Here is a 20,581-nt window from a genome sequence, read left to right as displayed (position 1 = left end):
ATCATAAACCTCCTACATAACGAATAACATTCATATCAAGATTTTGTTGATGTTGCTCTAGTCGGAAACGTCCGACTTGGAGACTTTTCACGAAAACCCCATTGTCAATCTGGAGCACACCTTGAGAAATAAAAGCAACTTCTTTACCAGCTGAGACAAAAGAAATACGGTCGTTACTTACACGAACCGCTGATGAACCATCTTTCTTACCAAGAATCAATCCGTCCTGGCTCTGACTGAAGTAAGTATCCATGAAATCTGTTCGAATCTGCATGTCTCCCATATTTTGCTGGAGAGCTATGATTCGTTGACTCGCAGAGATAAGAGCTTGCTCAGTCTCCTTCTTGCCTCGTTCGGTTTCCTTGATTTGGTTTTTAACTGTTTCAATCCATTGAGCCATGATTTCTGCTGATGCCTTAGCTTCCAATTCCGCAATCAAAATACCCGCTTGTTCGTTGAGTCGGTTGATTTGTTCGGTGGTCAGTTCTGCGTCAGCTTTAGCTGCGATTTCATCTTCAATATCGTCAAGATTAGCACTCCATTTTTGAGCAGCATTTCCTTCAACCAACATAACTTCGCCAAAGAACATAACCGCATTTTGGCCATTACTTGAGCCGTTATTGTCAAAGCGGATAAATCCAGAATCAGCTTCACCACTATTGAAAGTGACGGTCACGTATTCAGCTTTATGTGGAGAAAAACGGCGACTCTTGATGAGTTGATTAATAATCGTAAAATCATTTGTTTCTCCTGTCTTTCGACCTAAGAAAAAGACATCAGAGTGTCTAACATTGCCGCTAGCAAAAGCATAGAAACTTAGGGTGTACTCTGTATTTCGCTTAACTTCAAAGCGAGCAGAAGCGCTTGTTAACTCATTAGGACTAGTCGTTTCAAGTAAGAATAGATTTTTCTGATTATTGTAGTAATAACTGTGTTTTGCAAGTCTTACATTATTCCAATATTTGGTATCCTTCGGAAAAGCCCCATTTCGAATATGATTATAGTTCCCGGTGTCAGCATTCTCAAACAAAGCATGCCATTGATAGGCTCTAGGGTCTGTCGGGTCAGCTTGATTGTAATCAGTAACCGTACCAATGAATCTACGTCCAGTTGAAGCGGTTGTAGAAAAATCCTTGGTCCCGTCTTCAGAGTTAGCCCAAGCGGTATGAAAATACGGAGTCCGGCCATCAGAACCTTTCGGTCCAGGTACACCTTGGTCACCTTTCAGACCTTGAGCACCACGGTCTCCCTTATCTCCTTTTGGTCCTTGCGCACCGTCTCGTCCATTTCGACCATCAGTTCCATCACGACCTTTGATCAGAGTCCAACGATAGCGAGCAGGATTCGGACTATCTGCCTCCTCAAAATCAACGTACATTCCGATATAAGCTTTAGAGCCATTAGTTGTCTGTGAGAATCCACCGCCAAGGTTAGTATCTGCATAGGCAATATGAGTATATTGAGTGCGACCGTCTGCACCCTTGACCCCAGGAATACCTCGTTCCCCCTGTGGCCCTTGGAGACCTTGAAGACCTCGCTCACCTCGTGGGCCAACCGCCCCTTGGTCTCCTTTGTCACCCTTATCCCCTTTGACCCCTTGTGCTCCTTGGGGTCCTCTAGCACCAGTATCTCCCTTATCGCCTTTCGGACCTTGAGCACCGTCTCTTCCGTCCCGACCATCTCGGCCATCAGCGCCCTTCATCAGTACCCAAGCATAGCTTGCTGGATTGGTGCTATCAGGCTGTACAAAATCGGTATAAGTTCCGATGTAGGTTCTTCCTGCTGCGTCCGTTGTACTGAAGTTAGTTCTACCGTCAGCCGAACTTGCATAGGCAACGTGGAAGTAAGGAGTGCGACCATCGGCTCCTTTTGGTCCTGGTGTTCCATTTCGTCCGTCAGCACCTTTGATTAAAGTCCATTGGTATTTAGTTGGATCTGTTGAATCGTTCTCTACGAAGTCAACATACATTCCAATGTAAGTTCGGTTAGAATCTGAAACTGAAAATCCTTGACGGCCGTCAGCAGAGTTGGCATAAGCTATGTGAGTGTACTGTGTTTTCCCGTCAGCACCTTTTTGACCTGGGATTCCACGCTCTCCACGTTCTCCCTGCAAACCTTGCAAGCCACGTTCCCCAGGATCTCCTTTCTCACCATGAACGGCAAGCAAAATAGGCTCCGTTGTCTTAACAGAACCGTCAGAATATTGCTCCATGCGGTAATACCAAAGAAACCGTTTTTGAGGTGTGACTGCTAGAACATCAGGTACCCAACCTAGTTCTTTATCAGATTTAACAGGCCCTTTAACGGGAATATCTCCCTTGACCAAAACTGCCCAATCTGCACCAGTTCTAAACTTATCTTCGTTATTTCCGGTTTCATCTTTATTAGTAGAGGTACCGTGACGATAAACCTCAATTCGTGGACTCGTTCGATTAGCATAGTCTGCTTTTTGACTATCATTCATTGATTCTTCTTTGGGAACTGTAAATGTCGCCCACCAACAATCTAGAGTTGAATCGTACTTCAATTGAACAGGAGACTGTTGGTTGTTAGTCGTATTGATGGGAGCTAATAGTTGCAAGCGCCAACCATTGTAAAAAATCATCGGCTTGTAATTATTAAAGTTTGCTCCGACTCGCCACCAACGGATAGCCAAAGTATAAGTGGCTCCAGCTTCTAAAGGTTCGGATAATTGATAGTGTTTAGAGCTGAAAGCAGTACTTTCCCAACGGCTATCACTTCCAAGCAAGAGATTTCCTTTTGGTGTACTCACTGCTTGACCTGTATCAGACAAAGCATAGTAGTTCGTGTAGCTAACAACTCCACGGCCATCTTGACCGTCATCACCACGAACCTTGACCCACTTATACATACCAGGGTCTCTTGAATCCTCTGGTGTGTAGTCAGTGTAAGTCCCCATGAATTCCTTGTTTGCGGAATCCTCTACGGTAAAGTTTAGTCGCCCATCTTCACTGTCCGCCCAAGCGGTATGGAAATAGGGAGTCCTTCCGTCAGCGCCCTTGGGTCCAGCTTTTCCGACAGTACCATCTTTTGTATTGGTAAAACTGATGTCAGTTGTAGCGACCAGGACATTGTTGACATAAGCTTCGACAACCACATTTAAGACATTTTCAATATCTTCCGCTTTGACTTCCAACTGTTGATTGGTTCCAAGGAAGTTATCCTCCAGGTCTTTGAAGATAAAGACAGCTTGGCGCTCACTTCTTCCCTTGAACAATTGTGCAGTCAATAAACTGGAACCATTACTGTTCTTAAAAGAAACCCCATTATCCGTTGTGAGTCGGATTTCATAAGGACGTGCATCTTCCACCATCTTCTCAAGTTCTGTCATGAGATTTTTAGACACTTTATTCTCTAAGGCTACAAAGTTTGAAAAGATTGTCTTGTTATTGGCTGGATTAGTAAAAGAAATTGTCTGTTCAGATACCCGAGCTTGTAAGATAAGAGTCGGTGTAAATCCTTCATCTCGAATCTTGACGGTATCTCCTATTTCAAGGTCCACATATCCATCCACTTCATAAGTAATTTTTGGATATGCGTGCTTACGAAGTTCACGAAGAGCACTTGAAATCAAGACATCTTGGGAGTCCGTTTCAATCTTCATATCCTTACGAATCCAGTTGTCAGTAGTTTCCTTACCAGTCAAAACGGAAGGGTATAGATCCCGAGAAATTGGCGCATAGAGCACGCCATTTTTGAGGTAAAACTCCACTTGTCCCTTCTCATTTTTCCATTCCTGGTATCGTTTTGGATCAACTCTAACTTCAACTACTTCGGTACCTGTTGTAGTTTCTGTCTTCTGCTCTTCTTTTTTAGGTTCGGCAGGTTTAGGGGAAGCATCAATTGTTCCTCCATTAGCTAGTTCCGGTGGGTAGCAGACTGTCTGCATACCAGTTCTAAAGGTAGCTAAATCATAAGTGTTTTCGATAACATACCGCTTACCAGCAAAGTTCTGCTCAAGAACCGTAACACGATTTCCTTCAACTTTTCTGATGATCCCAGTGTGCCCATAATAGCCTGTTTGGGGAGGGGTTCCGTTATTAGGTTTGACATTATAAAGCCCACCCGCTCGAATATCACTTCCACCTCGAACTACCTTCCAACCGTACTTAGCGAAATTATAGCCATCACCGATATGTGAAGCTCTCATGGTATCGCCGATAACGTCAGTAATACCTGTCACCCCTCCACCAAGTCCAGGACCTTTTAATTTCATGGAGTACCAAGCTGCCAAGCCGTAACACTCACCAGAACCGACAGTACGGTTCTTCAAGCCATCTGCCTCCCTCAAGACTGCAAGAGTCTTAGGCGCTCCCGAATCTCCTTTTTGGTTCGGTAAGCGGTAAACGTAGGTGTAGATAGCACGACCCATGCTTTGGAGATATGCTTGGTAATTATTTGTTGAGATACCATTATGGCGGAAGTTACAGTGGATCATATCATTGGCATTTTTCATGACCATTGTATGGCCATCCGCTCCTGCCGAAAATCCACGTTTTCCCCATATAAGTATGTCTCCTTTTTGGAGTGGTACCGAGCGGTTTTCAGCAATCAGTTGATATCCCGCACGTTTTAAGGCATCGTGTTCCGTTTCTGTAGAAAATGCCCATGTGCCAATACCTTGGAAGCCTGCGTGTTGCATAGCAAAATAAATAGCCGATGAACAGTCATAGGAGTTAGGACCGCCACGATTCGCCATGGAATAAGTGACCTTCCCTTGCCTAGCTTCAAACCATTGAATCATCTTATCAATTCGTGGATCAGAAGTAGCAGAGTGTTTGTCAGGAGTACTAGTGAGGTTCCCGACTAACTCCCCACGATCTAATTTATCTAGCACACCATTGTTTGCAGTGTTGACCCCACTGCGAATTGAACGCATGAGACCAATATAATGGCCGTAGCCAGACGCTGCATAGTCATATTTAGCACCACCCGAACGAAATAGACCGCTTGTATAACCTTCAATATCCTTCTTACCCTTAACAGCATAGACTCCTTGTTGGGCTAAGAGGTAGGTATAGTCCTTGAAGAAATCATCTAGGTTGGCATAATGCATGTAGGTTCCGCCTTCATTTGCAGGACGCCAAGAACCTGTCGTAACCACTACTCCAGATGGACGAGTCTGTGCTCCTCCACTCATTCCTGACCAGTTGTTATCCATCTTTGCAACGTTTGAATTACCCCAGTTACTTTCAAGGTAGAGCTGACAGATAACTCCAGAAATCAGTAAGTCATTCTTACGACAGTGTTCCACAATCTTAGAGAGATTTTCTTTCGAGAGAGTTTTACCTGCGTACTGGATAGATGTACCTGTGTAGCCAGTCTGTGTAGTAGCTTGTTTGGCAGCAGTTCCCTTTTTGGGGTCATCAGTTCCCTGGTTTGAAGTGCCAATAGGCATAACCGCATTATAAATCTCTGCTTTGTCTATAGTTCGTGTGATATTTTTTACATTACGTCCATATTGCAAAAGAAGGTCAATTCGTCTCTTCCCCACTCCTTGGATTTCCTTGCCATCGTTAGCTTTATAGATATTCAAAACGAAAGCGTCAAGGCTGGAATCCGGTTTTAATTTTGTGATTAACTCTATTTCAGCATCGAATTTATTCGCAATAGAAAGTAACCGATTTAAAGCAGTATCTTCTCCTTCCCACTCTAATTTACGTTGCTGATCCTTAACCTCGTTAACGCCAATCTTGATTGCGTTGTTTTCGACCATTCCCCAGAGATTCATATACTCAACAAAACTCATCGCTTTGTCAGCCTTATAAGCTCCTGTGTATTCATTGGTCAATTCAAGCGACAAATAATAACAGGTACATTCAATGAAATCTTCATTTTCTTTAACGGTCATAACATTAAAGAGATAACTCCTTCCCTTGTAACGAAAAGAAACGAATGACCGTTCATTCAAAACAGTGTAAGTCTTTGAAGTAACTGTGTCATATTGAAGGGCTTTCTTAAAAACAGAAAAGCTAAAAACTGAAGAGGCTGTCTCTAAATTACGACGCCACTCATCGTTAAAAAAGTTTAAAGTCCCTGACTTATCATTTTCAACAAAAGCAACTTTTTTTAAGTTTGCATCGTGAATCGTTAATAGCATTTACAACCACCTCTCTTCAAATCGAATTGTTACCCTCGGCATCTTTCTAGTCCACTTCGAAGCATAAAATTGCAGCTCTGATTCCCCAGGAGGGATTCGAATAAAACCTGCTCCATCAATTAAAAGGTTAGCGTTCATAACCCCATCCAATTGAATCGTGTCATCTTCTGAGTTGATGACTAGTTCTGATTGTTTCCCAAAAAGATTCGCTGGCTTCTGATTAAACTTGTTTCCGAAGTCCATCCGGAAATAAAGTTCATCTAAGTACATGTGAGTTGGCCACTCATGTCCGGGATAACCACCCCAGACCACATGAATCTTAGCTGCTTGTTTACCTTTTAGATTAGGAACAGTCACTCTGAACTTCGAACCAAACCAGTAAACATCCACTTGATCATCTTTTCGTGTAAGGTCCGACCAACCGCGACTCGCGTTAAAAGGATTCTCCTCATTTTTATGACTAGGTTTGAACTTCCATTGCTTATGGAATTCAAAACCGCCCTTGCCATCGGTCGCAAAGAAATTGTACTCCGTCCCAAAATCATCTCCACGCTTGATGGTTTCGACACCATAAAGAAATCCACCACTGGCATCAGATACAATAACCTTTAACCAGCCACGTTGGTTCACTCGACCACACCAAAAAATTTGACGCCACCAAATATATTCACTTGTGGTCCGTTCATTACCAGGAATCACCCAAGTTAATCCAGCTGAACTAGCCCCTTGGTTTTGACCAATTGAGCCAAGAGTATTCAAGGCAATGTGATTTCTCCCCCAGGCATTTTCAATTTTAAGACTGCCATTTTGGACATCGGAAGAATCATTGCGGACCGCAACATTCTTTTGCGCTAAGTTCGGACCTGTTGCTTGAGTATTACCTGGTTGTGTTGTAGAAGTTGCCATTCTTGGTAAGCGGAAAGTCTTTGTCCCGACTGTCAAACGATTGGGTGACCAACCTCCACCGCCCTGAAGATAACCAGACACACCGACAGAATCACCACTTACTGTAATTGTTTTATCGATTAAATCCAACCGTGAATTATTCTGCAACATTGCTGGTCTGCCTGAGTAGCTAAAGGTCTGACCAGCTACCGCCACATTCGCATGGATATCATAAAGCGTGAAGGTCCATCCTTTATTAGTTAAATAACCTCGTACACGAACTTGGCTCGTTCTTGCACTGGTGTTTTGACTAACAACTTCAATACTGATATTGAAGACATAGCCGCGATCATTATTCGATTGATAATCAGCTTTAGCACCACTGCCAGTAAACGAACCACCGCCATAGACTCTAGTTGGTAGAGATACACTATTAAAAAGCTTTCCTCCTTTAAAATCCAAAAGAGGTTCTGATGGGCGCACTTGGTTCGAAGCATCCTCGGCAGACTCATCTCCAAAAGCACTAATACTTTCTCGATTCACAAAAGCTAGATACCCATTTTCCTCTTCATGTTCTACCTCGATGATCGGAAATGCATCTACTGTTCCCTTATTCTCGACTGTATAGACGATTCTATTCTCCTCTACCCGATGGGTAGTTACTTCTTTGTAAGTGGTTGAATGAGCAACTCCGTCCGGAACTAAAAAAGTAATTGTCCCCTCGTCATACCAAGTTGTGATTGATCCTAACGTAATGTCTCCATCAGGTAAAGCCCAATAGTAACGATCCGGCTCATCTGAGAATTCCAATTTTAAAGGGACTGTCGTATTCAACAGCCCCGCAATCTTTTCTCGTAGTTTATTCAAATTTACATAATGTGGTTCAAATTCTTGTACAGTATCCACGAACTGAATACTAGAAAGTTTTACCGATGCCAAGGAAAAGCGGACACGAATCTCCTTCATCCCGATTTTAACTCGGTTGACCGTCGCTCCTAAAGTTAGAGCAGGATTCGTAGAAACATCTCTCTTATTACCAATGTCCCTTTCAATTGAGATGATGTCAATCAAATCACCAAAATTCACATCATTGTAGGTCATAATGATTTTTTCGTCTATCATCGTCTTCCTTCCCTTAATAGTTTATTGAGTCGTGCCTCGTTAGCTTGATAAGCAGAAATATCACGACCTGCCGCCCTAGCAAATTCTTGCCCATTGACATTAACAACCATATCTCGTTCAAGTGAAGCTTGAATCACTTCAAGAGCTTCGCTTAATGCGTCAAATCTGCGTTCCTCACGTCTGTTAACAAGTTGGTGAGTAATGTCACCCTTGATTTCACCAAGATTTGCCCGATAGTTCAATCGGTTGTCAAACAAGTCATCTAAGCGCAAATCGATTTGACTTGCTTCATCGACAAGGTCATCAATAGCCCCTGTAACATACTTGGTACTCTTTTCAATACCCACTGCCATACCTTGACCGATAAAGATACCAACCTCATCACGGAATAAGCGAGATGGAGAATGGATTTTGGCTTTAGCTTGAGCCGCACGCTCTGCTTGAGCGACAAGTGCATCAGCAGCAGCCGTAACTGCACCTAAAGCTGAAAGCATACCTTGAGCCAAACCTTGACCAATCATAGCCCCTGCATTTCGCATAGCACCGACTCCAGCCTGCGCTCTTGATACGGCAGCTTGGACTAATGAACTCATGGCACTGGAAACTTGTCCAGAACCACTCCTAATCCCCTGTGCTAGGTTTTGGGCAGTCTGTTGACCTATTTGTCGGCCTTGAGTTTTCATGCGGTTTCCGACTGAAATAACAGCCTGTAAGGCACGGTTCATAGCTGACTGCACTTGGCTACTCATGGAATTAAAGGCAGAAGCTACCGCTTGAGTCGCTCCTGGTATTCCACTTAGTTGCCCAACTACTTGACTTGCACTTGATCCAAGCTGAAGCATGCTAGCGGTAATCATGGTTAAAGCCATGCTCAAAGCGGTAAATCCTGCTGTAACAGTCCCAACTGAGGTACCGACAAGAGTTAGCTGGGTAGCGAATAAGGTAATTCCTGCGCCTGCTAACAGTAAGGCTGGACCAATTGAAGTAATTTGGGATTTAAACAAAGCGATTGGTGCATTGATGGCTGACAAACCTGCCATTCCTGCTACCGCTTGAGATGAAAAAGTAGCAAATGCGGTCGCAGCGGTTGTCATTGTTGCTAGAAGTGTTTCAAAACTTGTTTTCAATGTTGAAATTGCGGTTCCAAATGCCGTCATAGCAGCAACTGAACTTGTAGCTCCAGCAGAAAACATTATCATTGCAGTTCCAACCTGAGTCATTGCAGTACCAAGAGTAGTCATGCTGCTAGCATGTTTAGCAATACTTCCGATTCCTGTAGCAACTGCTGCGAGAGATGCCGCCATATCACCTAATTTTGTATTGGTGATTTTAACCACTCCGTCAGCAAGTTGATTGAATCCTTTACCAGCATTTAGGGCAGCTTTACCTACCGATTCAATAACTCCAGCGATAGAGTTCAAAATACTTGATAAACCACCGCTAATAGCATCAATAACTTTCTTGATAGCATTAGCAAATGCATCCATTCCAGGGCCTGCTGCTTTAAGACCAGCACCGAAGACTGCTACACCAGCTCCTGCTACCACTAACCCTGCACCTAATGCAATTGCTCCTGCGGCCGCAACTAGAGCTCCAGCTCCGACAACAGTCAAACCAACTCCTGCAACTATAGCTCCTGCACCAACTACTAGTAAACCTGCACCCAGTGTGATCAATGCCGCTCCTGCTGCCGCTCCATGCGCAGCAATAGGTGGCAAAGTAGTAGTCATCAACAATAAGCCTGCAGCAGCTACTGCGATTCCTACACCCAGAACTACCGCAGCCACTCCGAGCGCCAAGACTCCAACTGCTGCAACGACTGCCGCAACACCGAGAGCCACAACGCCTACTGCAGCAATGGTTAATCCGACTCCAGCGACAAGCGCTCCTGCACCCAATATAAGCATTCCTGCTCCTAATTGCATGAAGGCGACTGCTGCTTGAGCTCCAAAAATTGCAATTGTAGGGAGTTGAGTTGCTAACAGAGCAATACCTGCCGTTGCAACCCCAATTCCAATACCAATCATCATGATCGCCGCACCAAAAGCAAGCATACCAACAGCTCCTGCTGTTAAAGCTGGTCCAATTAAAGCCGCTCCTGCTGCCAACAGAGCAATTCCTGCAACTATTGCTAACATTGCGAGCTGTGCTCCAGTTCCTGCGTTAGCCAATTGAATTGCTGCTTGAACTAACACATAGACTCCTGCTGCTGCCATCAAAACTCCAGCACCAATCATAAGTACCGCTGCACCAAGCTTCATAACCGAACCAGCGCTTGCTCCGGCAGTTGTTCCGACAGCAGTGTTACCTGCTGCCATACCTGAACTGGCACCAGCATTTGCAACTTGAGCCCCTGTGAGACCAAATATTTTACCAATCAGACCACCAATTTTGCTTCCAAAATCAAATGCTTTTGACAATCCTTTAGCAATCGTCATTCCTGTTTTTAAAGCCAGTAGAGCCCCACCTAGAACGACTAACCCACTCGCAAAACCTTGAATTAACCCTGGATCTAATTTAGAAATAAAGTCGCCAATAGCTTTTGCTACTCCTGACACATCTTTAACGATATTCCCAAGAGTCGTGCCCAATGTTTCCATAACACTGACTGCAGTTGCATTATCAATAATATGGCCAAGAGCTCTTCCTACAGAATCTACTGCTGAAGAAAAAGCATCTACTGCACCAGTTTTCTCAAACTCCTTCCAGAAAGCTTGTACTTTTGTTACAACACTGTCAACTGTGGTGCCAATTCCATCTATGATTCCTTGAATATCAATTCCGTTCAGAAAATTACCTAATTGACCAGCCATCTTATCAAAATTGATTTTCTCCAATGCATCAGAAAGAGCGTTTACTGCTTTAATTCCAAATTTATTAAATTCCTCAAAAGCTGGCATTAATTTATTAGCGAGACTTTCTTTTGCTCCATCAATAGCTTGATCTACCGTTTTAAACTCCGTAGCCATCTTTTGGAAAGCTTCCGAGTTACCAGCTCGCTCCATAGCATCAAAGAATTCTTCTGTACTAATTTTCCCATCCTGAACTGCAGCAACCAATTCTGCTGTGGACATTCCCATTTCTTTAGCAACAGCCGCCATACCAGCAGGAGCTTGTTCCATCATAATTTTAAAATCTTGCCAAGCAACCTTTGGTTTACTTGCCATCTGAGTAGCTTGTTGTGATAGGGATTTCATCGCTTGAGCAGGATTCTCTGCAGAAGCCGCTAATCCACCAAACGCCTTAACAAGCCCTCCAACATTTTTAGTTCCAACAGCTTCCAATTGAGAATAGGTACTAGCCATATCCGAAGCAGAATAAATGGTCTTGGTAGCAAAATCCTGCATCTCTTTCTTAGCAGAAGCAATTTCTGCGCCGGATTTTCCAAAAGCTTGTAGATTGCCTTCGAATGTCTTCCAAGCTTTTTGCGAGCTATTCAATTCAGAAACCATTCCGCCAATCCCTGATGTAACTGCACCAATTCCAGAAGTCAGTGCAGAACTGACAAGATTGGCTCCCAAAACAGACTTAAAAGCTGACCCAACTTTCCCAGCCATACCCGTTAAGCCAGTTACAGATTGTTCCGCTTTTTTAAAAGCACTTGAGAAACCACTATCTCTAGCCTTCAATATCGCTTCAACCGTGTAACTTGTAGAACTCATTTAATACCCTCCTTTCTTATAATTTTGCATGCGTTTAGCGATGGCAATTAGATTCTCATTGACGGGAACAGAGTGATTTTTACCAAGTTTCTCATTCCAGCGTTTTTTCTCGTCATAGAAATCTCTAAAGTCTTTGAATTTGTATTCCTTTCCATCTTTTGTCGTCGCTTTGACAAGTCGATTCAAGAAAGCTTGAAGATGTAAATTCTTCTCATGTTCTAGCTGACTCATTATATGGCCACGATTTCGAATTCTAAATTCAAATAAGGTAATTCGATTAGCTTCTGTCCAATCACTAATTCCAAAAAATGCAAAAACAGTGGCCAACATATCCTCATAAATTTCTTGAGAGTCGTTCGCCACTGTTGTTTTTTTCGGTTCTAACCCTCCATCGCTTCTAGGGTTTTCTTGACTTTTAGCTTGGTCATCGGCGCAGTCTTTAAGACAGATAAAAAATCATCAAAAGCTTGCTCCAAATTATCTCCCTGTTCTTCAATCCACAATTCAATTTCTGCAATAGATGGACGATTGCGAAGAGTAATGGTTGCTGCTTGAATAATATCCGCCAGAATAACCGGGTTATAATCTTGAAGGTAGATAACTGCCGCTTGAATACCCATACCAAAAGAAACGCCATTACCATTCACTTCGTGGCGCTTATCCATCTCACGAATAAAGCCGATTCCATAGTGTAAGTCATAAGTTTTTCCGTTAATTTCAATTTGTTTCATTATTTTTTCTCCTTAAAAAAATAAAGAGGGGAAGTTCCCCTCTCTTAGTTACCTGAAGTAGTAATAGCTGTTGTGTCAGCAAAGGCGTAGCGAATAGCTGCTTCTTGATCAGCAGTAAGAGTTGCATATCCTTCGACTGGTTTACCATCAATTGCCATTTCTGTCGAAATAGTTTCCAATTCTTCAACATTAGCTGGTGTTTCCCAGTTTGATAAAGAACCTTGGGCATATAGAGCGGGGTATTTACCACCTTGTTTCGTTCCAGCCAGGTCAATTTCCCAAACCTCCAACTTAAAGCCTTGAAGGACGGAATCCTTAAGCATTTTATTTAATTCGTCGTGAGTTGCCACTGCTTCAATCTGAAGAGTCACCTCGAGACCACCGTCTGAAACTACCGCTCCATCTTTAGTCTTAGTTGCCTCATTAGAACGTTCATAGTTCCATGAGTGTTCTGTTTGCAAAGCCAGCTTAGCAGCTGCTTTTTTATCTCCGAGTTTTCGGAACATCAAAATTTTGTCTTTACCAAAATTAGCCATTTTCTTTTTCCTCTCTAGTGAAATTTAAACTTTAAATCAAGAACGCCGTGATAAAGCATTTCCTCGGTTGAATCATCTTTTAAAATCTCTGATGAACTTGATAGATCCATGGACCACTTTCTACCCTCTATTTCTCGAATTGAAGAAAATTCATGCAGCAGTCTGCCAATCCAATCCGACACCAACTTTCTATCATCAATCGAACCCCAAATATCAACTTGAGCGACAACTTCACCCAATAAATAGGACTTGGTTGGTCTTGGTAATAGCTGGGTATAGGCGATTGTCATGAATGGATAAGGTGTACCCTCGTCCGGAAGAAAAGGATAGGCAGTAAGCCCAAGTTTGTTAGATCGGTCAATTAGTTCATCGTGTAATTGTTGATCTGGTTGTTTACTTAGCAATCCCAGCCCTCCTCAAATCATCAACAAATTTAGACTGTACCTCTTCAAAAGCAGGTCTCATGAATGGCTGTGCAGACATCTTCCTAGTACCCTTTTCAAGATAGCCAGAATAATGCGTCCCTGTTGCAACCTTAGCCGCAAAACCACCATCTGTGATTTGAAGTTTGATAGAGCGCTTGGTAGCTCCAGTAGGTTTGACAAATTTTTTACCCTGATAATGACCACGGAAAGTTGCTCGCCGTTGAGCTCCTTTTTGTAAATTGCTACCATGTTTTCTGACAATCTCTTTATGAGCTTTTAAACTTGCAGCAGTCTGTAAATGTTTGAGCAATGGCTCATCACCTTTAATTTCTAGAATCCCCATTTAGCACCTCACTTACATAAAAAATTGTCTTGCCGTTCCTATGAATTGGTTTTTGGACAATAGTAAAAGGCCGACCTTCTAATTCGAGCGAGTCGACCTTTTTCCTATACTCTCTGATATGTACAACCAAGCTTGACTGATTCAATTTATTTCCAAACGCATTCAACAATTCAACCCTAACAGGAGAAGTAAAGCACGGAACTTCCGCTATAACTTTCTTCTCCGAGACCATTCGACCAAGCTTACTATCATAGCGCTTTTTCTCGTCTCTACAGAGCCGTACACGTTGATTGTACCTCATAGGATATAAACTCCCCCTTTACGCTCTTTGGTCTCTAAGAGGCTTAATTTGGAGCGTATCAAGTCATCGTATGGCTCAAATTCTGATGCAGTATCATCATAAGTAACTGAATGCCCTTCGATCGATTCCGCTTTGGCTCCTTCAGAACCTCTGCGATTGAAACGTTTGATAACACAGTCCTCAACAACAAACGAAAAAGTAGCCTCTACAGTTTCCACTGAGTAAGCAAGCTTGAAGTGATCTGTTACCTTTCGAATGAGCAACAAAAGCAAGTCATCTTGGAGACCATCCTTAATATCCAAGTCAATCTTCACGCTTTCAAGCACATCATAATTATCTAACTCAGCCATGGCGCACCTCTATTTCAGGAGTTCTAGCAACTCTTGTTTTTTAGCTTTTGGATCATACTCAATTCCTAGCTCATCCAATTTTGCTTTGACTTCACTAAGTTTCAAATCGCTAAGGTCATCTTTTTTCTCATCAGCCAAGAAACCAAGAGCGGTTAGTTCTTCTACCCGCTCGCCAGTATATTCTTGACCGATGTAATAAATGATACCTGTCACCTTATCTTCAAATGCTTTGATCACATTTCCCATATTTTGCCCTCCTAAGCTTGAGGCACAGTTGAAAGCATATACACTTCATCCAAGCGCTCAAATGACGGCAAAGCAATCATAGAAACCTTGGTCTCAACGTTAACCGGATCAGCGTGTTTGATTGTTGTAACTGCAATACCAGTATCAACAATTGCAACTTTCGCTGCATCTGAATTACCACCTAGCAAATCAGATTCTTCTGGAGTTGTACCAAACACAGTCTTACCAAGTGCGCCATTTGGAGCAAGTGTTACACGTCCATCTGGATAGAATTTCTTTGTTTTCCCATCATCGTCTTTGTAGGTTCCGTTTTCAATCGCAACTGCCAGCCCGTATTCTGACTCAAGGTAAGCAGTCAATTCACGGTTTGTCACCCCTGCTGCATCTGGAGCTGTTGGTTTGATTGCGTAAAGTGTAGATTTAGCAGCCTTGATTTCTGCGAATGTCTTGGAGTTAAGAATCAAAACTTCTGCTTTAGCACCAGTTGCTGCAAGTGCATCCATAGCTTTGGAAATGTCTTCTAGTGGTTTCGCATTCGCTGCGTCAGACCAAGCAGTCTTAACGGCTCCTTTATTAGCATCAGCTACACCATAATCGATGTCTCGAGCCACGCCATTAGAGATGATACCGATTTTACCAGTCGCCAACACTTGGAAACGCATTGCTTGCAAGCGAGCATGAGCGCCGCTCAATAGACGAGATTCATCATCGAAGATACCCTCAACGATTGTGTCAATCAGTGCTTGGTTACCTGTTTGTGCAATCAGATTGAGTTGCTGACGATCGGACTCTTTAACGACAATCCCTTCTTTGAAGTAAGGCATTTCTTCTTCGTTAAGAGTCACATTCATACGCTCACGAAGTGTTGCCTCTGTATCAAAAGCTGATGCACGAAGAACGACAGGAAGGCCAGCAAAACCTTTAATAAAAGCTAGTTTCAAGCCAAGTTGTTTCTTAGCTGGAAAAGCACGCTCCCCAAGCGTTGTCTCAACATTAGTTTGCGATGTATTCCAATAACCTGCCAAGTTTGGGGCAGTTACAATATCATAGATTAAAGCCATTTATTAGACTCCTTTCACAAATTGAATATGAGGGAGTTTACCCTTGATTTCATCTGTCACAGTTCCACCGTTTACTTTGTCAGCTCGCAAAGTACCGCGGTAAACAAGAGATGCTACAGCATTACCGTCTGTCACATCTGCATCATAGAGTAGAACTCCATCTGGCGCAGTCGAATTTGCTTTTACTTTCTTGCTGCGATCTTCAAAGATAGACGCTCCATCTCCGGCCAATAGAGTTCCAGCTTTTAGGATTTTTCGACCGTTTTCGGTAACTGTACCAGTAGTTTCCTTATCAATTGTCACGGAAATCGCTTCATAAGTCATATTATGCAAGATTTCAGCGACACCAAAAAGTGTTTTTTCTGCCATGTTGGCCTCCTTATACTAATTTTCCGCTAGTGTTCTTGTTTTTAGCAAGACTAGCACCATAATTGGTTTGTTTAGACACACCAGAACCAAGGCCTGGAGGATCTTGTCGAATAGTTTTCTTGACTTCCTCAGATACCGCTGTGTTAAAAGCCGAAACAAAGTCTGTCACAGCCTTTTTTGTATCCTCGGCATCCAGCGTAACCAATCTACCTAAAAGCTCATCAGAAAGCGTGATATTTGATTCCAAAAGCATATCCCGAGCGATATTTTTCATCTCGTTAAGAGTTTTCTCGTCTTTCAACGATTGCAACTCAACGAGAAGTTTATCGCGCTCATAGTCAGCTTTTTCCTTACCATTCATCTTCGCTAACTTTTTAGCTTCATCTTGTTCTGCCTTGAATTTCTCCTCGGCATCTTTGTGTGCTTTAGCAACCGCACGATTCACATTTTCTTGAATCATTTCAGTTACTTCCGCTTGAGTGTATGTCTTTTCGGTTGCAGCTTCAGCCTTAACTTCCTCTTGAGTGTCGACCTCCTCTTGAGTTTTTTCTTCCACTACACCGTTTTCAACTAAATCTGCCATGTCGGCCTCCTTGTTTTGAGTCATGTCTGACTATATTCTCTTGCGCAGTTTAGAGCCGTAAGCATGTTTTGGGCAAAATAAAAAGAGCTTATTCAGCTCATTGATCTTCAAAATAATAATCTTAAATATCTTCGTTTCGATACTCAAAGCTATCTGCAACAAACGTCAACGTTACTAATGCTAAGTTGCTATCAAATTTAACAGATACGGAGTCTTCAACCACAAAATCTATTTTCTGACCGTTAATATATACCCCTTTCGGAGTTTCGACCACCTTATGAGGTCGAAGAGTCTTAGATTTCTCTCCGAAGTTATAAATGGGTTTAATCGCTTGGTTTGCTTTGCTCATAGCTACTCCTTCCAAGCTTTCTTCAGTTCTCTAATCAAAAACACAACGTATGCAACCATAATCGATACAAGAAAAATCCCTATTCCTAAACCGACCAGGGCACTTACAATACTCCAAATTAGTTGTAACATTATTCCTCCTTCCAGGGTACGAAAAAAGCACTTAGATTTCTCTAGGTGCTCATTAATATGCATAATCATAACCTAATTTATCCTTGATAGATTCAAATAAATCTAGGATTGCTTTAGGTGTGCCTTTTTGAAATCGAAAACGAGGTGTTTGTTCATCTGGATAGCTCATTTCTACCCAAGGGTAAACTTCATTATAGAATTGTAGTTTCTCTTTACTTGGTAAAGCCATTACTTCCATTTTAAAACCTCCTCTACTTTATCCAGCAACAATTTATCAGATGTATCAAGACCAAGAACTCCGACTTCTGCAACCAATTCATTTATATTATTTTCTTCAAACGCAGCCAAAGAGTTCAAACTAATGCGATGCAAATACATCATATCCTGTGATTGTTGCGTCTTAACATACGATATCAATCCAGAATTCATATCAGACATAGCTTGTTCAACACCATTGTACCGCTTTTTGTTTGCTTTGTAAAATGCTTTAGCAGAATCCCAATGCTGTTTATGTGTTAATTCATGTTTCAAAACACCTTCAATATCTGTTGCTGCAAAATAATTATCAGCTAATAGCTTTGATACTTCTCTCTTCGAGTGAAGAATGTCGCTGATAAAAAGAATATCTTGCGCTTGATTGTATCCTGCAAAAGCGTTCAAACGACTCTGTTTAACAAACACAATTCTAGGAATTTGGTAAGCGTCCTCTAGATTATTCAATGCCTCTGTGACATTCGTCACTGTATCACGAATTTTCTTGGTATTATCTTGTACCCAAAAATCGTATTGAATACCTTGAATTTGTTTAGCACTTACACGTATCCTGTCTCCTACAATATAGAGCTGGCTTTTAGCCATCAAATCAAAATTGTTCACACTCTCATTGTACCTCTGATTGTCCTCTGAGGCAAACATTTTTTTAGCTGACCTATATTCCACACCCATACTTTCAGCACTCTCTCGGATAATACGTTCATATTCCTTATCGCTAAGCGAGTAGTGTGCAGCAGTAGAGCAACGGCACCAGGGGTGCATGGGAGAAGCGTTCTTTCCAGGTTCCATATCCTTGACCTTGAAAATCTTGCCATCCAGAGGTTTGCAAATATCGCAGGCTTTAGGTTCCGAGATGAATTCATACTCCGTATAGCCGTTGGCATCAAAAGCTTGTTTTTGAGCCTCTGTTGCCAACCTAGCGCCTTCTGTAACGGCTAGTCGTCTTGCCTCATTAGCAGATACATTGAATTCTTTTCTAAGCCTTGGAATCATATCCGTTGGATTCTTGCCTTTGAGCAGTAAATCCTCCGTCATTTTAGCTGCGATATAGCGAAGTTCGTCTTGCCGTTCCCAAATCCGACTGGACCAAGTTGCGCCTTTAAATGGTGTATTGAGTGTTGCTTGAGCCATTTGTTTAATGGCACCGTCAGATAAAACCGACCTACCCAAAAGACCTGATTGTAGCTCCAACTCCTTCACATATTCCTGATTCAGGAATTTTTCCGTCATCTTATGCTCGGAATCCGCAAGGGCGACCATCTCTAAATCCATCTGGTACTGAAGAAGTTCAAGACGCTTCATCCGCATTTTCAGATTGTAAAGGGAAAGTTCTGAGTTAGCCTTGGCAGAGAAATCTTTTTCTGCGACATATCGCTTAGCCTTCTCCTCGAAAGCCTTCACGTCCATCTCAGAGACTCTTTCCTTAACTTGAGCCAAGGTCAAACCGTTTTTGTCAGCATAGCGCTGCTCAAAAGCACGGATTTCCTTTTCAATTTCGGCAAAGTGATAGTCGTAAAGACGCTTCATTTCGTCTCCAAGACTAGCATCACGCTCAATTTTAGCTTCTTGTTCAGCCTTTATCCGCTCTTTCCAGTAATCATCGGTCATCAGTAATCACATCCTTGTCAGATAGGCGGTCATTCTTTGCCATTTTCTGTGCTAACAAGCTAGACTCCTCATCCTCTTTGCTTATCTTGTCCAATTCAGCCTTCGGATCATCAACAATGTCCGTAATCTGCATAGCAGTCTCTTTCGAAAGTTCGCCACCAAGAGCTTGAAAGGCTTCGATTTTCTCCTGCAAGGATTTTGGAAGGTTAGGCGTGAAGGTTACCTTCAACTTAGCAACATCAAAGTCTTTGATTTCTTTGAGCAAAGTCGAAACAGTCGCAATTAGTCTATATCTGCGTTTGAGCGAGCGCTCAAAGAGCGCCTGCATATCTACACGCTCCTGATCAAGGCCAAATACCTTCCACTTCATAGCTTCACCAGATTGGACACCAGAGAAGTTCTCGTCTGTCATGTCTGGAGTATTCGTGAATTTGTGGATGTCATTAACAACACGCTTTTTATAAGCCTCCGTACCATTAACATCGTATTGCTTGTAAAGGTACTTAGCATCCACACTTCCTTCTTTGCCTTCGTAATCCATCGGAGGCTCAAGGTTCATGAAACGGGCTTTACGCATTTGTTTCATGAATTCGATTTGTTTTTCAACAGTATCAACGTAATCCGGGAAAGAGATGCGGCCAATGACTGCCAAAATAGCGTCCGACAAGTCCTGCATGTAGTTAGCAGTGTCAGATTGTGCGCTATCGTACAGATCTATTAAGGACAACTCTGTTTCATAGTCGCCCATTCCGTTTCCTGTATTCAGGTACTCTGTAATTGGCACTAAACCAAAAGCATGAGGCACACTGCCGATTTCTTTCAGGTCACCATCGTATTCAAAAGTGATGATCCGTTCACTTGTGTACAATTCGACTATTTTTTTGCTTTCATCAAATTGTGACTTTTGATAATAACGAACACCAGCCACACTGTGGTTTTCCAGTGTCATGTCGAAAATAACGAATGTCCCTAGCGGATCTAGCTTAACAGCCCGAGTAGTGTCGTCTTTGGCACGATAAATCAAATCATACGCTCTTCCAACTTTAGACAAGTCAAGAATCAAATCACGGTTGAGTTGGTGAAAGTCATTCAGTTGGGATAGCTCTTTCAGTGCCTTATCAGTTGCTTCGTCATCTTCGTAATCAACACGGATGGGATTTCCGACCAGGTATCCTTGTTTAAAGCTAGCGATAGCCTTACCGAAGTTATGAACCGCTCTGGCGTCTGCCATATCTTCTTCTCTGCGTCTGCCAACCTTGCTGATTTCGTGGTTGTTTCCTTCAGCGTAGTCGTACAATTCTTGAATCCGTGGTCGCTGAATTCCCTCATGGTGAGCAATGTAATCACGCAACAATGAATAGTTGTCCGCCTTAAGGTCTGCCAGACTTTCTACACGATAGCGCAAACGAGACTCACGGTGAAAGCGGAATTCTAGCTGTTTAGTTCTGCCTGTACTATCGCTAAATGTTTCAATATAGGCCAATG

18 protein-coding genes are annotated in these 20,581 nt (G+C 42.6%); all 18 read right to left on the bottom strand.

Annotated features, from left to right (window positions below; all coding sequences use genetic code 11):
• Window position 1: 1 nt before the first annotated feature.
• The 18 genes from ACXM1Q_RS01930 to ACXM1Q_RS01845 all read right to left on the bottom strand — a co-directional run bounded on the left by ACXM1Q_RS01930 (window position 2) and on the right by ACXM1Q_RS01845 (window position 20,579).
• The gene (locus tag ACXM1Q_RS01930) at window positions 2-6,121 is read right to left on the bottom strand and encodes a peptidoglycan amidohydrolase family protein (protein ID WP_458515643.1); all 6,120 of its coding nucleotides are present in this window, start codon (window positions 6,119-6,121) and stop codon (window positions 2-4) included.
• Window positions 6,122-8,128: a distal tail protein Dit gene (locus ACXM1Q_RS01925; RefSeq protein WP_458515641.1), complete on the bottom strand. Its 2,007-nt coding sequence runs from the start codon at window positions 8,126-8,128 to the stop codon at window positions 6,122-6,124.
• Window positions 8,125-11,790 carry a tape measure protein gene (locus ACXM1Q_RS01920; protein ID WP_458515639.1) on the bottom strand — a complete coding sequence of 1,222 codons (3,666 nt, stop codon included), beginning with the start codon at window positions 11,788-11,790 and terminating at the stop codon, window positions 8,125-8,127. Before ACXM1Q_RS01920 ends, ACXM1Q_RS01925 begins: the two co-directional genes overlap by 4 nt.
• A complete protein-coding gene (locus ACXM1Q_RS01915) occupies window positions 11,791-12,120 on the bottom strand; it encodes a hypothetical protein (protein WP_458515637.1) in 330 nt (109 codons plus the stop codon). It lies immediately after the preceding gene.
• Window positions 12,121-12,170: 50 nt separating this feature from the next.
• Window positions 12,171-12,521 carry a tail assembly chaperone gene (locus ACXM1Q_RS01910; protein WP_458515635.1) on the bottom strand — a complete coding sequence of 117 codons (351 nt, stop codon included), beginning with the start codon at window positions 12,519-12,521 and terminating at the stop codon, window positions 12,171-12,173.
• Between the two features lie 44 nt (window positions 12,522-12,565).
• Window positions 12,566-13,057, bottom strand: coding sequence for a phage major tail protein, TP901-1 family (locus tag ACXM1Q_RS01905; RefSeq protein WP_458515633.1), 492 nt, complete (start codon window positions 13,055-13,057; stop codon window positions 12,566-12,568).
• A gap of 14 nt (window positions 13,058-13,071) precedes the next feature.
• Complete coding sequence (locus ACXM1Q_RS01900; RefSeq protein ID WP_458515631.1) at window positions 13,072-13,461, bottom strand: hypothetical protein; 390 nt, start codon at window positions 13,459-13,461, stop codon at window positions 13,072-13,074.
• Window positions 13,451-13,825 carry an HK97-gp10 family putative phage morphogenesis protein gene (locus tag ACXM1Q_RS01895; RefSeq protein WP_458515629.1) on the bottom strand — a complete coding sequence of 125 codons (375 nt, stop codon included), beginning with the start codon at window positions 13,823-13,825 and terminating at the stop codon, window positions 13,451-13,453. Before ACXM1Q_RS01895 ends, ACXM1Q_RS01900 begins: the two co-directional genes overlap by 11 nt.
• A gap of 297 nt (window positions 13,826-14,122) precedes the next feature.
• Window positions 14,123-14,476, bottom strand: coding sequence for a phage head-tail connector protein (locus tag ACXM1Q_RS01890; protein ID WP_458515627.1), 354 nt, complete (start codon window positions 14,474-14,476; stop codon window positions 14,123-14,125).
• A gap of 9 nt (window positions 14,477-14,485) precedes the next feature.
• Window positions 14,486-14,722 (bottom strand): HeH/LEM domain-containing protein, encoded by a 237-nt coding sequence (locus ACXM1Q_RS01885; RefSeq protein ID WP_458515625.1) that lies wholly within the window; start codon window positions 14,720-14,722, stop codon window positions 14,486-14,488.
• An 11-nt stretch (window positions 14,723-14,733) separates the two neighbouring features.
• Entirely contained in the window at window positions 14,734-15,783 is a 1,050-nt protein-coding gene (locus ACXM1Q_RS01880) for a major capsid protein (protein ID WP_458515623.1), read from the bottom strand.
• Window positions 15,784-15,786: 3 nt separating this feature from the next.
• Window positions 15,787-16,152 (bottom strand): hypothetical protein, encoded by a 366-nt coding sequence (locus ACXM1Q_RS01875; protein WP_458515621.1) that lies wholly within the window; start codon window positions 16,150-16,152, stop codon window positions 15,787-15,789.
• A gap of 10 nt (window positions 16,153-16,162) precedes the next feature.
• Window positions 16,163-16,735, bottom strand: a complete 573-nt coding sequence (locus ACXM1Q_RS01870) for a DUF4355 domain-containing protein (protein WP_458515619.1) — start codon at window positions 16,733-16,735, stop codon at window positions 16,163-16,165.
• 121 nt (window positions 16,736-16,856) lie between these two features.
• Window positions 16,857-17,084, bottom strand: coding sequence for a hypothetical protein (locus ACXM1Q_RS01865; protein WP_458515617.1), 228 nt, complete (start codon window positions 17,082-17,084; stop codon window positions 16,857-16,859).
• Window positions 17,085-17,086: 2 nt separating this feature from the next.
• Window positions 17,087-17,215, bottom strand: a complete 129-nt coding sequence (locus tag ACXM1Q_RS01860; RefSeq protein ID WP_458515615.1) for a hypothetical protein — start codon at window positions 17,213-17,215, stop codon at window positions 17,087-17,089.
• A gap of 52 nt (window positions 17,216-17,267) precedes the next feature.
• Window positions 17,268-17,453 (bottom strand): hypothetical protein, encoded by a 186-nt coding sequence (locus tag ACXM1Q_RS01855; RefSeq protein WP_458515613.1) that lies wholly within the window; start codon window positions 17,451-17,453, stop codon window positions 17,268-17,270.
• Window positions 17,444-19,096 carry a minor capsid protein gene (locus ACXM1Q_RS01850; RefSeq protein WP_458515611.1) on the bottom strand — a complete coding sequence of 551 codons (1,653 nt, stop codon included), beginning with the start codon at window positions 19,094-19,096 and terminating at the stop codon, window positions 17,444-17,446. Before ACXM1Q_RS01850 ends, ACXM1Q_RS01855 begins: the two co-directional genes overlap by 10 nt.
• A complete protein-coding gene (locus tag ACXM1Q_RS01845) occupies window positions 19,086-20,579 on the bottom strand; it encodes a phage portal protein (RefSeq protein ID WP_458515609.1) in 1,494 nt (497 codons plus the stop codon). The genes ACXM1Q_RS01850 and ACXM1Q_RS01845 overlap by 11 nt, the downstream gene beginning before the upstream one ends.
• Between the last annotated feature and the right edge of the window lie 2 nt (window positions 20,580-20,581).

Source organism: Streptococcus sp. 10F2, from assembly GCF_054331515.2.
Note: the sequence above shows the minus strand (reverse complement) of the source record. Positions and strands in the feature narration are given on the sequence as shown.